The 15,075-nt window shown below is 45.5% G+C and carries 10 protein-coding genes; 7 read left to right on the top strand and 3 right to left on the bottom strand.

The features are described 5' to 3' along the window. Window positions 1–106 precede the first annotated feature (106 nt). On the bottom strand, window positions 107–1,531 hold the full coding sequence (locus BTO10_RS12330; RefSeq protein WP_004741310.1) for a DUF2867 domain-containing protein: 1,425 nt from the start codon (window positions 1,529–1,531) through the stop codon (window positions 107–109). A gap of 96 nt (window positions 1,532–1,627) precedes the next feature. Here BTO10_RS12330 and BTO10_RS12335 point away from each other — a divergent pair, with 96 nt between their 5' ends. From BTO10_RS12335 to nhaA, 5 genes are all read left to right on the top strand, one after another. Further along, window positions 1,628–3,001: an MATE family efflux transporter gene (locus BTO10_RS12335; protein WP_004741309.1), complete on the top strand. Its 1,374-nt coding sequence runs from the start codon at window positions 1,628–1,630 to the stop codon at window positions 2,999–3,001. Between the two features lie 122 nt (window positions 3,002–3,123). Further along, window positions 3,124–3,795: an ABC transporter ATP-binding protein gene (locus BTO10_RS12340; protein ID WP_004741308.1), complete on the top strand. Its 672-nt coding sequence runs from the start codon at window positions 3,124–3,126 to the stop codon at window positions 3,793–3,795. Next, complete coding sequence (locus tag BTO10_RS12345; RefSeq protein ID WP_105024691.1) at window positions 3,776–6,229, top strand: ABC transporter permease; 2,454 nt, start codon at window positions 3,776–3,778, stop codon at window positions 6,227–6,229. Before BTO10_RS12340 ends, BTO10_RS12345 begins: the two co-directional genes overlap by 20 nt. A 1-nt stretch (window position 6,230) precedes the next feature. Continuing rightward, on the top strand, window positions 6,231–7,367 hold the full coding sequence (locus BTO10_RS12350) for a lipocalin-like domain-containing protein (protein ID WP_105024692.1): 1,137 nt from the start codon (window positions 6,231–6,233) through the stop codon (window positions 7,365–7,367). Window positions 7,368–7,642: 275 nt separating this feature from the next. Further along, window positions 7,643–8,806 carry a Na+/H+ antiporter NhaA gene (nhaA, locus tag BTO10_RS12355; protein ID WP_105024693.1) on the top strand — a complete coding sequence of 388 codons (1,164 nt, stop codon included), beginning with the start codon at window positions 7,643–7,645 and terminating at the stop codon, window positions 8,804–8,806. Window positions 8,807–9,010: 204 nt separating this feature from the next. Here nhaA and BTO10_RS12360 read toward each other — a convergent pair whose 3' ends face one another. Then, the gene (locus tag BTO10_RS12360) at window positions 9,011–9,622 is read right to left on the bottom strand and encodes an OmpA family protein (RefSeq protein WP_080566573.1); all 612 of its coding nucleotides are present in this window, start codon (window positions 9,620–9,622) and stop codon (window positions 9,011–9,013) included. Further along, on the bottom strand, window positions 9,622–10,929 hold the full coding sequence (locus BTO10_RS12365) for a TolC family outer membrane protein (protein ID WP_105024694.1): 1,308 nt from the start codon (window positions 10,927–10,929) through the stop codon (window positions 9,622–9,624). Before BTO10_RS12365 ends, BTO10_RS12360 begins: the two co-directional genes overlap by 1 nt. A 300-nt stretch (window positions 10,930–11,229) precedes the next feature. Between BTO10_RS12365 and BTO10_RS12370 the strand changes: the two genes are divergently transcribed. Both BTO10_RS12370 and BTO10_RS12375 read left to right on the top strand, forming a co-directional pair. After that, window positions 11,230–14,007: a VCBS domain-containing protein gene (locus BTO10_RS12370; RefSeq protein WP_105024695.1), complete on the top strand. Its 2,778-nt coding sequence runs from the start codon at window positions 11,230–11,232 to the stop codon at window positions 14,005–14,007. Window positions 14,008–14,443: 436 nt separating this feature from the next. Then, window positions 14,444–15,073 carry a TetR/AcrR family transcriptional regulator gene (locus BTO10_RS12375; RefSeq protein WP_105024696.1) on the top strand — a complete coding sequence of 210 codons (630 nt, stop codon included), beginning with the start codon at window positions 14,444–14,446 and terminating at the stop codon, window positions 15,071–15,073. The last annotated feature ends 2 nt before the right edge of the window (window positions 15,074–15,075 follow it).

Raw genomic sequence — 15,075 nt, forward strand, 5'->3', positions numbered from 1 at the left:
AGCGGAATTATCCGCTCTTTTTTTTTTGCTTCTCATAGCGCCTGTAGCCACTCGAGCCGCTCATCTGCTTTGAATCTCTTCGCATCCCGTTACTCGCATCTCTCATCTATTCTCTCGCTTGCTTCTCTATCGCTTTTACCATGCCTTTAAAGATAAACAGATGAGCAGGCATCATTGCGAACCAATACAGTAACCCCAGAAAGCCTTTAGGGTGCCACCAAGCGGTGATGTTTAATTCACGTGTGTCTCCGTTATCAGAAACCGTGATTTCTAGTCGCCCTAAGCCCGGACCTTTCATCCCGAACAGCAACGATAAGAATTGGTTCTCTTCACAGCGAATCACTTTCCATGAGTCAATTTTGTCGCCTACTTTTAGTTTTGGCCCTTCTGGCATTTGTCGAACGGGCACTCCACCACCAAAGAGAAGATCTAACCACTCCCTTGTGCGCCATAAAACGTTAGCGAAGAAGTAACCCTGTTTAGGGCTTCCAATCTGTTGAGCTACGTGCCAAAGCGATTCTAGCGAGGCAGTCGACGTGATACTTGCACCTGTCTTTTTCGGATAGTAACCGTATCCCGCTTGCCAGCGTTTAAAGGCGGTTTTATCAAAGCCCCACACATTACTTTTTACGAAGTTACCCTCAGCATGAATCGCTTGTTCAACCATGCTCTCGAACGACACGAGCTTTTGCGGGTACTTTTCTTGGATGGTGGTCGAGTTAGCTATGAAATTATGCTTTAAACCTGCGAGCAATGCTCTCCCTATGTTGGAAGGGACAGAGGTCACCACGCCAAGCCAATAAGAGGCAATTTTAGGCGTAAGTAGGGAAGTTGCCCATAATCTAAGTGGACGGTCGGCAGTTTTAGCGATATGCGCGAATTGATTGCGATAAGAGACGATATCTGGACCGCCAACCTCAAAGGTCTGGTTGTCGCTTGGGGTATCTTGCGCAAGCTTTAGTAAGTAGTGATTGAGGTTTTTCAATGCGATAGGGTTAGCTTTCGAGTCAACCCATTTCGGCGCAATCATGATTGGTAGGTTGTAAACGAAGTCTCGCATTATCTCAAAGGCCGCTGAACCCGGGCCGATGATGACGCCAGCTCGAAGCTCAGTAACGGGAACCGATCCTTTACGAAGCACTTCTCCGGTTTTCTTTCTCGCTTGAAGATGCTCAGAATCGCCGGTTTGAGGCTGAAGTGAACTTAAGTAGATGATGTGTTGATTTTTAGGGCCAAGTGCGGAGACAAAGTTACGGGCCAGGCTTAACTCGTAGTCAATGAAATCATGACCTTCCGCCATACCATGGACAAGGAAGAAGATGAGGTCAAAATCAGGGACTAAAGCTTGTGTTGCCGCTTGGTCAGCCAGGTCGAGAAATTCGAGTGATAAATTCTCATGAGGCTCGGTTCGCGCTTTTAAGTAGTCGATGTGCCTTGCTGCAGCGGTTACTTGATAACCTTGTTCTAGCAGCAGAGGAAGCAGCTGTGAACCAACATATCCAGAAGCGCCTAAAACCAGTACTTTCTTCATCGTTACTCCATTTATATCTGTGGTTAAAAACCGAACATTGATATAATAGCGTGATATTTACCTATATTCATCAACACGTTCCGTTCAGGTGTGCCTATGCTGCTCTCTTCAATTATCCATCATACACGCGGCGACTTTGTTCGCAGGCTGATTGCTATTGCTTTGCCAATCACCTTGCAGAGCATCATGTTTTCAAGCCGAGGCTTGGTGGATGTGCTGATGTTAGGTCAACTTGGCGAAGCAGATATTGCTGCGGTTGGTGTCGCCAGCCGTGCGATGTTTGTGACGACTATTATGCTGGTGGGTGTGACCACTGGTGGTGCTTTGCTTACTGCTCAGTATTGGGGAGCTGGTGATAGGCAAGGGGTAAGGGAAAGTACGGCATTAACCTGGTTGGTTTCGACCCTGTTTGCTCTTTTGACTATTGCCTTCTTTGTCTCTTTCCCTACTCAAATTATGGGTGTGACGACCGATTCTCAAGAAGTGATCAGCTTAGGTGTTGAATACATCGTCATTACCTCTTTTAGTATGTTGGCGGTGTCGTGCGTTAGCAGCATGGCCGTTGGCTTACGAGCGATGCACAAACCTGGGCTAAGTACCTTCTTCAGTGGTATCGGTATCTTGTCCAACGTGTTTTTAAACTGGGTGCTGATCTTCGGTAACCTAGGTTTTCCAGCTCTTGGCATCAAAGGTGCCGCGATAGCCACGGTATTAAGTGGCGCTATCGAAGTGGCGACCTTGTTTGGTTACCTCTATTTCTCTAAACACTTACTTGCTTTCAAGTTCCGTGACATAAAAGCTGCTGCAACAGTCGATAAAGTCGTGCGCTTCTTGAAGCTATCCCTGCCAACAACTTTCAACTTCTTGGCTTGGGCTGGTGGGTTGTTTGCTTATCACGCCATCATGGGACAATCCGGTGTGCAAGGCTTAGCGGCGCTTTCGGTGATGACACCTGTTGAATCTATCTCGTTGAGCTTATTGATAGGGATGTCGAACGCAGCTGCGGTATTGGTGGGGAACCAACTCGGCGCCAAGAACAACGAAGCGGTTTATTACCAAGCGCTCGGTATTACTATCCTGTGCTTCTTAACCAGTATTGTGGTCGCGATTTTCCTCTACTTTGTGCAAACACCAATCTTGAACGCGTTTAGTGCGTTAACGGAAGAAACCCGAGCACTTTCTGAGAAGTTTATTCTGATCCTTAGTGTCGGCATTGTTATTCGCTCAATTCCGATGACTGTAATTGTTGGTGTGTTGAGAGCGGGTGGCGATGTTAAGTTCTGCCTTTACCAAGACCTGATAGCACAGTGGGTGATTGGTATTCCGTTAGCGGCTATTGCGGCTATCTACTTTAAATTTCCACCCGAGTGGGTGTACTTACTTTTCCTCACTGAAGAGGTGATTAAGTGGAGCGGTTCGCTGTATCGCATGAAAACAAGAAAATGGATTAAAAACTTGATAGGAAGTTGAAGTAAGGCGCATCAATCGCATCACTTTATCGTTGGCATGTGATCTATCTTTCAAAATACTTCCTCCTAACAGGGAATTAGTGTAGATTCTCCTTCCAAATTCTAACTAATGCGAGCTGTTGAATGTTAAAGCTGTCAGACCTATGTAAAGGCTATGTTGATGGGGGGGAGTTCCACCCTGTTTTGCAAGGTGCTGAACTGACATTGAATCAAGGTGACCAACTCGCATTAATGGGCGAAAGCGGCTCAGGAAAAAGTACTCTGCTCAACCTCATTGCAGGTTTGGATCTCGCTGACTCTGGCGAAATCGTTTTTCCTAATTTCAATATGCACGATTCTACCGAGCGTGAACGTACCGCTTATCGTCGAAACAATATTGGTCATATCTTCCAGCAGTTCAACTTATTACCAACGTTGAATATCGCAGATAACATCCGTTTTTGCCGTCAACTAAAAGGCTTACCTGAAGATAAAGGTTTATGGAGACAGATTCTTTCTGCTTTAGACCTTATGCCTCTGCTTGGTCGTTATCCAGAGGAAGCATCAGGTGGTCAGCAACAACGTGCCGCGATCGCTAGAGCTTTGTATATGGAACCAAAAATCTTATTGGCTGATGAACCGACAGGTAGCCTAGACGAGCGTAACGCCGAAGCGGTAATGCGCTTGCTGACTTCTTTAGCTCGCCAATTAGAATGTACACTACTGTTGGTAACGCACAGTGAAAAAGTTGCCCTACACATGGACGGCCGGATCCGCCTACAAGGAGGACAGCTGCATGTTATGGCCCGTAGTTAAGGCGCTACTCGGTCACTATCGACGTTACCCTCTACAAATTATCCTGGTATGGCTAGGCTTAACTCTTGGCGTATCACTATTGGTTGGTGTTACTGCTATCAACCAACACGCTAAGCAAAGTTATGCGCATGGCGAAAAACTCTTTTCGAATCCTCTTCCTTACCGTATTCGACCAAAACACAACGCCAATAAAATTCCGCAAGGTTTTTACATCCAGCTTCGCCGTGAAGGCTTTCAACAGTGCTCTCCTTTTGACCATCATCGTATCACTGATGAAAATGGCGCGAACTTTATGTTGATTGGTATCGACCCTGTTTCGATGCTTCAACTGCAACCTGGCGTGGCGTTAAAAGATCTTAATACGTTGAACCTGATGAAACCGCCTTACCCAATCCTTGTGAGCGACGATCTTGCTGAACACATGAAGTGGAAGAACGGCGACCATATCCACCTTATGGATGGTTCTGAACTTGGCCCATTAATGGTTGATCAAAACAACATCATTGATGGCACTAGGCTGATTGCCGATATCTCGCTACTTAGAATGCTGAAACGCAGCGCTGGCCTGTCGGTGATTGCGTGTTCAGACATGTCTACCGAAAAGTTTGAACGACTTAAGAATATGCTACCGAATGGCTTGACGATTTCGCGCAGCTCTAAAGCGGAACTTGAGTCACTCACTAATGCGTTCCACTTGAACCTCAAGGCGATGGGAATGCTGTCATTTGTCGTAGGTTTGTTTATTTTCTACCAAGCGATGTCGTTATCATTTATCCAGCGTCAGCCGTTAGTGGGGATCTTACGACAAACCGGTGTATCGGGTTGGCAGCTCACTAAAGCGCTATGTCTAGAGCTATTGATTCTGGTTTTACTGAGCTGGATCTGCGGCAATGTATTTGGCGTGATGTTGGCTAACCAACTGTTACCTGCGGTATCTTCAAGCCTTGGCGACTTATATGACGCCAATGTTGGCTTAACGATTGACTGGAATTGGAGTTGGAGCGGTTACAGCTTCATGATGGCGTTGATTGGTGCTTTCTTAGCGTGTGCATGGCCGTTGGTTCGCTTACTTAAATCTCAGCCTATTCGTTTGTCTTCTCGCTTATCTCTGATGCGTTTTGCGGGGACTGAGTTCACTTGGCAAGCTTTGATTGGTTGTGGTTTCCTGGTTGCTGCTGTTGCGGTTTATCAAGCGCCACAAACTCAAGAGTCTGGTTTTGCCATCATTGCTTTAATGCTGGTGAGCGTGGCTCTGTTTACACCGTTTTTGATGTGGAAGCTATTCAACAGCCTCTCTTACTCATTGCGTTGGGTTCGTGCTCGCTGGTTCTTTGCTGATGCTGCATCTAGCATGAGTTACCGCGGTGTCGCGACTATGGCCTTTATGTTGGCGTTAACCGCGAACATTGGGGTAGAAACCATGGTTGGTAGTTTCAGAGACACCACGGACAAATGGTTAACACAGCGATTAGCGGCTGACCTCTATATATACCCGACAAACAACGCAGCAGCACGTATGAGTAACTGGTTGTCAGAGCAGCCAGAAGTCGACTCTGTGTGGTGGCGTTGGGAAAAAGATGTCGCTTCTCCAGTAGGCAGTATTCAAGTGGTGAGTACAGGGCCTTCAGAGGGGGAGCTTGAAGCATTAACGATCAAACTCGGCATCCCGAATTATTGGTATCACTTACACCACTCTAAAGGTGTGTTGATCAGTGAATCCATGTCACTCAAACTAGGGATTCGCCCTGGGGATTACATTGATCTCTACGATAACCTAGGCTCTGGATGGCAGGTTGTCGGTGTGTATTACGATTATGGCAACCCTTACCACCAAGTGATGATGTCACATCGAAACTGGTTATACGGTTTTGCAGGTCGAGGTAATGTAGGGCTTGGCGTCATACTAAAAGATGATGTGAGTGCAATAGGGCTTAGAAGCCGGTTGGAAAGTGTATTTAGACTGGGCTCTGAGCGCATATTCGATAACAACAATATTCATAGCCAAGCGATGCGAGTGTTTGATAGAACCTTCGCTATTGCAGATACCTTGGGTAACATTACCTTGGTAATCGCCGTATTTGGTATTTTCTTTGCGACGGTCGCTGGTGAGGTCTCAAGACAGAGGCATATATCGCTGCAACGATGTTTAGGCGTATCGGCGAAAGAGTTGCTCCTTACCGGTAGTTTACAGCTGTTTGTGTTTGGGCTTATCTCTTCGTTAATCGCAGTTCCACTTGGCTTAGCGTTGGCGAACTTGATAGTTGATATCGTTATTAAGCAGTCTTTTGGCTGGTCACTTGAGCTACGAGTGCTCCCTTGGGACTACTTCGAGATATTTGCTTGGGCAATGGCAGCATTAATGTTAGCTGGTGCTTTACCAGTGATGAGAATGATTCGGAACACACCGATGAAATCGCTAAGAGACGCGCTTTAATATGTTTCTAAGGAATGGCTCAACCAAGTTAAGACATCGATTTTTATCATCCCTGTTGTTGATCGGCTTCTTCGGCATCTTTTTGAGTGTCTGGGGTTACTATTCCTATTTTGTCGACCCTGGCGAGAAAGGAGTCAACGAGGTCAACTCAGTGTTGGTCAGTGAACATTTCAATGTTTTCGAGCCAGTGTTGCCTGACCGAGGTGTATCACTTCCACGAGACTTCAAGTTCCACCCAGAATTTCAGCACGAATGGTGGCACTATTTTGCGTCTTTGAAAGGCGACGATGGCAAAGAGTATTCGGTTCAGTGGAGCTTTTTCCGCATTGCAACGGATGAGCGTGAAACTCCGGGATGGCAGAGTCCACAAGTTTACATCTCGAATGTGGTGATCTCTTCTAAATCCAAAGTGTGGAAAGAGCAGCGAATGGCTCGTGGTGGCATTGGCCAAGCCGGAATGACCAGTCGTCCATTTAGAATTTGGATTGATAATTGGAATTGGCGCTCACTGGGGAACACACCGTTTCCTGGTCGACTACAAGTACAAACGGATACGTTTGGGTTGCAATTAGATACAGTGGCAAAAGGACCATATGTACTTAATGGTGATAACGGCTATCAGAAAAAGCATGACCTGCTACCTGTCGCGTCTTACAACTTTAATGCGCCGTTTTTATCATTGAGTGGTGTACTGAACCTTGATGGCGTAGCTAAGGAAGTAGAAGGCACAGCGTGGGTCCATAAAGAGTGGGGCAGTGGCTTACTCGGAGTCGGTCAGCAAGGCTGGGATTGGTTTGTGTTTAACTTTGATGACGGTACAGCACTGAGTATCAGCCGCTATCGCCATAATCAGCAGTTACCTTATGTGTTCGGAACATTAGCCACTCGCTCTGGTAAGGTTTACCAGTTAACGGAATCGGATATTTCGATTCAGCCTTTGCAGAACACAACGCTTATGAATGGCAGACGAATGCCGCTTCAGTGGATCATCAACGTCCCTGAGCACGATATCAATCTGACTACACGCATCATACGTCGAGATATGTGGCTGCCATTTGTCATACCTTATTGGGAAGGGCCAATAAGGGCTAGCGGAAGTCATGAAGCGACCGGCTTTATGCAGCTCACCGGCTACTAAAAAACACCTAAGGCTATCATTTGATAGCCTTTTTTTATATTTCCTAGTTTTGTTAGCACTCAATGAATTGTGCATACAGGTGTAATGTTCTCATCTATACTTAATTTAAGGTGCATAACAACATTATGGAATATACGACGTATTGTTTAGTATTTGTAGGAAAAACCGAAGTTAAACATCCAAAGAAGTGATTATCTATCGATAAAGCTTGGATATAAACTCATGGCTATTCTTTGTTATTCGTTTATTTAAATAATAAATATAAGGGCGAAATCATGACCGACGTCATCCGTGACTTCTTTAAAATGGAATCTGCTGGCGGCATCATCCTAGTTATCGCTGCGGCGATCGCAATGTTTGTAGCAAACTCACCACTGAACGAAATGTACCAGGGCGTCCTGCACAGTTACGTTCTTGGTATGTCAGTGTCTCACTGGATCAACGATGGCTTAATGGCTGTCTTCTTCCTTCTTATTGGCTTAGAAGTTAAACGTGAGCTTTTAGAAGGCGCATTAAAGTCTAAAGAAACTGCTATCTTCCCAGCTATCGCTGCGGTAGGTGGTATGTTGGCTCCTGCACTTATTTACGTGCTATTTAACTCTAGTAACCCTGAAGCGCTTCAAGGTTGGGCTATCCCGGCTGCAACTGATATCGCATTCGCGTTAGGTATCATGGCACTTCTTGGCAACCGCGTACCGGTAAGCTTGAAAGTGTTCCTGTTAGCTCTAGCAATTATCGATGACCTAGGTGTTGTTGTTATCATTGCATTGTTCTACTCAGGTGACTTATCAACACTTGCGCTTACAGTTGGCTTCATCGCGACAGGTGTGCTGTTCATGCTAAACAACAAGCATGTTACTAAACTGAGCGCTTACCTGATTGTTGGTGCAATTCTGTGGTTCGCAGTGTTGAAGTCTGGTGTTCACGCAACACTTGCTGGTGTGGTTATCGGTTTCGCGATTCCACTTAAAGGTAATAAAGGGGAACATTCTCCATTGAAACACCTAGAGCACGCACTGCACCCGTACGTAGCTTTTGCAATTCTGCCAATCTTCGCATTTGCAAACGCAGGTATCTCACTGGAAGGCATCTCAATTTCAAACCTGACAGGCATGCTACCGCTTGGTATCGCTCTAGGTCTATTGATTGGTAAGCCACTGGGTATCTTCCTATTTAGCTGGGGGGCTGTGAAGACAGGCGTAGCTAAGCTTCCTGAAGGTGTGAACTTCATGAACATCTTCGCGGTGTCTGTGCTATGTGGTATCGGCTTTACGATGTCTATCTTTATTTCATCGCTGGCATTTGGCCCTACAAACGCAGATTTCGATACGCTTGCTCGATTAGGTATCCTGATGGGCTCAACGACTGCAGCTATCTTAGGTTACTTACTGCTAAGCATTTCTTTACCGAAAACTAAGCACCAAGAAGTAAAACTTTAATCGGTAACTGGCTCGGCTAACCGTCGAGCCACTTCCTGAGAAATAAGCTAATTCTTGAGTAGCAACAGCCACTGAGCTATTCCCGAGAGCGATGTGGCTACAAATAACAAAAAAGCCGCGGTGGGCAATCCTATCGCGGCTTTCTCTTGTTATGCTTGTTATAGCGGTTTATCTTTTTACCTTCTGTTATCGGTGAATCTTTGTCTATTTTTTAAGTGTGGTGAAAATAGTCCACTCCTCAACGATTTGTTCGCTTAAGCCAACCACGGTTGCGGTTACTCTGCGGTTCAAAGCGTGTGATGTTGCATCGTCACCGTCACTTTCTAAACTATCTTCACCGTAACCTACGACTCTAACTCGGCTTGGATCTATGCCGTTAGATAGCAACTCATCTTCGACATTGTGAGCGCGTTTCTTTGACAGCTCTAAGTTGTATTCGCTAGAGCCAACTTTACTTGCGTAGCCTTGAATCTCGATGGACGCACTTTGGTAGGTTTCCAAAAACTCAACCATGGTGGCTATCTGCTCAGAGAAAATCGGGTTCACTTCGTAAGAATCGTTAGCAAATAGTATATTGAGCTGTCTAACTTCTTCCGAAAGTATGATCTCCCCACAACCTTCGTTGTCGACTAACGACGCTGGAGGTGTTGCAGTGCAGGCGTCTCTCGCATTGACGACACCGTCTTTGTCATCGTCTTGTAGATCGGATATTTGCTCGGCTTCGGGTGTCTCAATATATTCCTCCTCTTGTTGGCTAGAACAAGCGAGTAGTGACATTGTTAGTGCAGGAAGCAGTAAGTAGGTTATCTTCATGATCAATACTCCACGGCCGTTGTCCACTCATCTGGAATGTCAACCAGCAGAGCGTTCAATAAAGAACCTGTCGCGTTCATTACTCGATACTTGGCATATTGCTCAGCGTAATGAGCATCTAGGTAATCTTTTCGAGCTTCAAACAATTCATTCTCAGTGTTTAGCACGTCAAGAAGAGTACGTTTACCTATCCGGTACTGTTTGCCATAAGCGACAACCGTTTCTGATGCAGAGTCCACATGGTCAGATAAGAAGTTCTTTTGTTGCAGTGTTAAATCTAATGCACTCCACGATAGACGCAGCCCTTCTTCTACTTGTCGATAAGCTCTGTCTCTCAAGTCTTTTGCTTTATTCAGTTGATAGGCGGCGGCTTCCGAGTTCGCGCTGTCTGTGCCACCGTTGTACAGGTTGTATCGCATTCTGAGCATCGCCAATGTTTCTTGGCTAGAACCTTCGTCACCGCCAGCGTCATCCCGCCACGATTGTGATGCTTCAATGGAGAATGTTGGGTAATTCACGCCTTTTGATTGTTTATATTGGAAGTGTGCTGAATCGACATCCGCGTTGGCGACTTTTATGACGGGATGTTGGTCGAGTGCATCAACCAGTGCATCCGACAGTGAAAGTGGGATCATTGAAATATCGGCTCTCGGATAGACTAAGCCGAGTGGTTCTCGCCCCACGATTCTTCTAAATTGGGTATGTGTATCTATTAGGTTGTTTTGTGCAGCAAGTAGGTTACCGTGAGCTTTTGCGATCCTTGCTTCTACTTGTGATACGTCTGCTGTAGAGCCTATACCAGAGCTTGCTCGCTTTTTGATGTCTTTGTAAATTTTCTTATGTATAGCAAGGTTACTCTCTGACAAAGCTAATACCTCAGTCGCTTTTACCGCGTCTAAGTAAATCTGTGTAACTTCAAGCGCTTTGTCTTCAGCATCCGCTAATAGCTGTAACCGGACCGATTCGGCTTCTGCAGCAGTACGATCCATATCGTAGAGCGTCGCCGAACCATCCCACAATAATTGGGTGAGGGAAATCGTTGCTTCTTTTCTAGTGAGGTCGGTATCTGGGCCATTGTTTGGTGCGGGTTTTATGCCCTCGTAACCAATTCCGGCATCTAGATCGATACTTGGTCGGTAAGCACCCCCAGAGGCATCGTTCCGCTTTCTGACGCTCTCAAACTCGTTAAAGATACTTTTTATCTCGGGGTTGGTTGCCAAAGTGATAGCGACAGCCTGTTCCAAGGTTTGAGCGGCGAGCGGTGTGGTGATGACTAAGCAATACATTATGGGTAATTTGAACAATCTCAAACTAGCTCTCCTTCTACTCTAATTGCCTCCTCTTTTTCTCAACCAATGTTCCCCGTTGAATTGAGAGAAGTGTACTAATCGAAGCTTAGGACATCTGTAAAAAAATGCGAAGTTTGAAGGCTTATTTTTGCCTGTAAGTGGCTATTGCTGTTGAACAATTTGATATTAGCTCCAATCGCTAGCTCTTACTGGCTTGATTATCAATAGTGGCACTACTGAATTTATGGAGTGAAGCAACCACATCCCTGGGTGGATTTAGCGCGTGTGTGGTTGGTTTTGGGCTGAAGTAGGAACTGAGTTATGGGTAGTGTGAACCTTAATATTCTAGGCCTTGCTCGCGGCACTATTGTGCTTGACGCTCAGGGTAGATTGCGTCAATTAGCACCGGGCGAACAACCAGCCTCGAGTGATGTCGTGGTTAATGTTGCCGAGAACGAAGAGAATGTGCCAAGTGTTTCGGCACGATTCGTTGATAGCCAAGGACAACAGAGTGAGTTGGAGATTGATGACGCAATCGCACAAGTCGAACGTGCAATAGAGGATGGCTTTGATCCAACTGAGTTAGGTGATGAGTTTGATACTGCCGCAGGTGACCAAGGATCGAGCCTGACTAACAGTAGTCGGATTGAACGAACAGGTACAGAAAGCCAGGCAGAAACTGACTTTGAAACGTCAGGCTTTGAATCTCAAGGGCTATCCGTCACTCAGTCACTGACGCTATTTGACATCATCGCGTTAACACTTGTGTCTGGTGAAACCAACGCTGTTGAGTTGGAGCAAGATCAACCCATAGAAGCAAGTGGCTCACTAACACTAGATAAGCTAGAAGTTATTTTTATTGAGCAAGAGGTCGTTGGTGAAAATGGCTTAGGTACTTTTACTGTGAATGCTGACGGTACTTGGACCTTTTTGGCAAACAACTCTTTTAATGAGCTAGGTATTGGTCAACAGACACAAGATTCCACGATAGTTCGAACTTCCGACGGTGTTGAACAAAGAATAACGGTGACCATAGTGGGCACTGATGACCGAGCTATCGCGACCAACGGGTCAGGAAGCGTGACCGAAGATATCGGTATTAATGAAGAGATTAGCAAGTTACAGACATCTGGTGAGGTCACCATTATCGATGTCGATAGCACAACGCCTACCTTTTTACCCAATAGCGGACTCGACGCGGGCAAGTCTACCAATACGACCCAGCTCGGTGAGCTCTCGATTGCTCCAAGTGGTAGCTGGATTTACAACGTCAATAATGATGACGTGCAATACTTAGGGGAAGGTGAGTCAGTGACTGAAACTTATGTCATTACTGCCTCGGACGGAACTACAAGCGAGATTACGATTGTTATTAATGGAGCCGACGACTCATCTGAGATTTCGGTCGGAGAAGGTGATAGTGATACAGGTAGTGTTATTGAAGATGTGGATGTCGAAGAAGAGTCTAATCACCTTGAAGTGACAGGCACCCTGACTATTACCGACAATGATCTAAACGATGTACCGCGATTTAACCCAACAGGTGTATTCACTTCCTTAGGCTCAACTGGCGTAAGTGCGCTCGGTACATTAGCTGTCACAGAGACAGGCCTGTGGACCTATATGGTGAATAATGACCTAGTTCAGCATCTAAACACGGGCGAAGTTATTACGGAGCGATACAGCGTCACTTCGACTGATGGAGCTGAACATATCATCGAAATTGCGATTAATGGTATCAATGACGTGCCTGTGGCGACAGGTTTCAATGTTGATGCGTCTGGAGAGCCTCATCAAAGCGTTGCCGACGGTGAGGGAGTCATTCAATACGGTGATGTAGAAACGGCCATCACGTTCAATTCCACGACAGCAGCGCAAGATCGGATATCAGACATAGAAGATAACCACAACCAGGTCGATTTACATATCGTGATTAAAGCACTGCCGACATCAGGTACTTTACTGTATACAAATAGCGATGGCGTTACACGTAAGGTTGTGGAAAGTGACGTATCTAGAGAAACGCAATTTGACCATTCCAGCTTAAGTTATGTTGCCGGTGCAGGTGAAGCATTCCTACTTGGTATCACAGATGTCCCTAATGACGACACGCCAGTGTCTGAAGACGGTTTTTATAACTGGGGTAGCGCGGTTGAAGACTCTGGAGGAATGAGGCGTGAAGTCGAATTAGCCAATGGCAGCTCGATTTATGTCGAGATAGATAACCCAAACAATAAGCCACTCAAGCAATACAATGCTGAGCAAAGTCATGTGGGGTATGGGATTGGTGATAGTGACGGGCGTGGTATTAACCGAGATGAAACTCTGACCATAGACTTTGCGCAGAACCCAATATCAGAGGTTCGATTTGGCTTAGATGGTTTAGGACCAGTGTTTGAAGAAGATAACCCTAATGTTGTGAGAGCCGTTTTTTACTTTGTTGGTGGCGGCAGCGAAACGGTTGAATACGAGAAAGAACTCGGAGAGACAGGTGTTGAGCGATTATTCTATGAATTCACGTACTCTTCACCTGGGCAGGTCATTGAACAAGTCGAGTTCTCAAACCCGAAAGGGAGCTGGGAGCTTAGATATATTGGTGGTGACCTAGAAGTCAATCAAGACAGCTTTGATTACCAAGTTGTCGACTCTACCGGGGAAGTAAGTAGCGTTGAGACGGTTACGCTTAATGCGGAAGGGGCAGCGGCTTATCAAGTCCTGAGTGACCCCGAATTGTCTGACTTTGTTGCGGGATTAGGTAACGAGATCTTGATTGGTAACGATGCGGATAACATTTTCGAATGGGTAGACTCAGCGCTCGATAACAGCGTCGATGTGGTTAAAGAGTTCACTGTAGGTGAAGACTTACTTGAGTTCAGTGACATTTTAGACGCGACAGGTAGCGATTCAGTCGATGATCTCATTCCCGAAATTGACGCTGAGTTGCAAGGGGACAACTTGGTGATGAGCATTGAACACGATGGAGGTCAACAAACCATTGTTTTGGAGGATGTGAAAGATCAGTTAATCGAGCATGTTGTGGATAGTAGCTTTGACAGTATTTCAGCGCTTGGCGAGCTAATAAAAAATGATGCAGCTTGATCGGAAAATTGAAGCTTCATCTATTCGAATACACCAAAGCCCTAACTATAGAGACATTGTTGTGGGGATTTAGTGTCGAAGGAGCGCCAATCACAGGCAAAAAAAAGCCCAAACCAACGTGGTTTGGGCGGATACAAGTATAGGAGTTAATAAGGAAAATGCAGTAATTAAGAAAGCAGGGAGAACAACAAGTTTGACGGCCTGTTAAACTTCTAAATACTCTGTTTTCTACGTAATTTATGACTCTCCATTTCTGAATCAGTTCCCAGAAAATTCATTAAATTTTACTTTTTTCTTAAATCTCCCGCGATTCAATCGGTTAGTGGCGATATTTTTCAACTGGTACGACCAATTTGTGAAAATGTGATGTTGCTTGCTTGTTAAATAAATGTTCTCGTCGTATATTTCAAACAGTTGTTTAATACGAGTGATTGAAATGGCACCAAGAAGTACAACCAAAGACAAAATCTTAGACGTAGCTGAAGGCTTGTTTGCTGAGCATGGTTTTAATGACACCTCTTTACGCACTATTACGGGTAAAGCGAATGTTAATCTAGCTTCAGTGAACTACCACTTTGGTGACAAGAAAACTCTGGTTCGTGCAGTACTCAATCGCTACTTGGAAGCATTTATGCCTGCACTGCAAGATGCACTAGTGAACTTAAACTTGAACGAAACGTATTCTATGAGTGACGTGTTTGAGTCTTTAAGACAGCCGCTACGAGCACTGAATGATGTAAGGCCAAATGGTACCAGCCGATTCATGTTACTTATCGGCAGAGGCTACACGGACGTACAGGGGCATTTGCGTTGGTTCATTACGACTCGTTATAGCGAAGTGCTGACTTTGTTTACTAGTTCAGTAATGAAAGCTAACCCGGACCTCACTAAAGAACAGTTATTTTGGCGTTTGCACTTCACCCTCGGGACTTGTGTATTCACCATGGCTTCGAGTCAGGCTCTCGTAGAAATTGCAGAGAATGATTACGGAAAGAAAATGGATGCCAAAGCAGTGGTCGATATTTTAATTCCATACTTGGCCGCTGGCATGTCAGCAGAAGAATAAAA

This window comes from Vibrio chagasii (assembly GCF_002954585.1).
Lineage (GTDB): Bacteria > Pseudomonadota > Gammaproteobacteria > Enterobacterales > Vibrionaceae > Vibrio > Vibrio chagasii_A.

Coding starts and splice junctions, on each gene's coding strand:
- BTO10_RS12330 (WP_004741310.1), bottom strand. CDS start 1,531: ATGAAGAAAGTACTGGTTTTAGGCGCTTCTGGATATGTTGGTTCACAG.
- BTO10_RS12335 (WP_004741309.1), top strand. CDS start 1,628: ATGCTGCTCTCTTCAATTATCCATCATACACGCGGCGACTTTGTTCGC.
- BTO10_RS12340 (WP_004741308.1), top strand. CDS start 3,124: ATGTTAAAGCTGTCAGACCTATGTAAAGGCTATGTTGATGGGGGGGAG.
- BTO10_RS12345 (WP_105024691.1), top strand. CDS start 3,776: ATGTTATGGCCCGTAGTTAAGGCGCTACTCGGTCACTATCGACGTTAC.
- BTO10_RS12350 (WP_105024692.1), top strand. CDS start 6,231: ATGTTTCTAAGGAATGGCTCAACCAAGTTAAGACATCGATTTTTATCA.
- nhaA (WP_105024693.1), top strand. CDS start 7,643: ATGACCGACGTCATCCGTGACTTCTTTAAAATGGAATCTGCTGGCGGC.
- BTO10_RS12370 (WP_105024695.1), top strand. CDS start 11,230: ATGGGTAGTGTGAACCTTAATATTCTAGGCCTTGCTCGCGGCACTATT.
- BTO10_RS12375 (WP_105024696.1), top strand. CDS start 14,444: ATGGCACCAAGAAGTACAACCAAAGACAAAATCTTAGACGTAGCTGAA.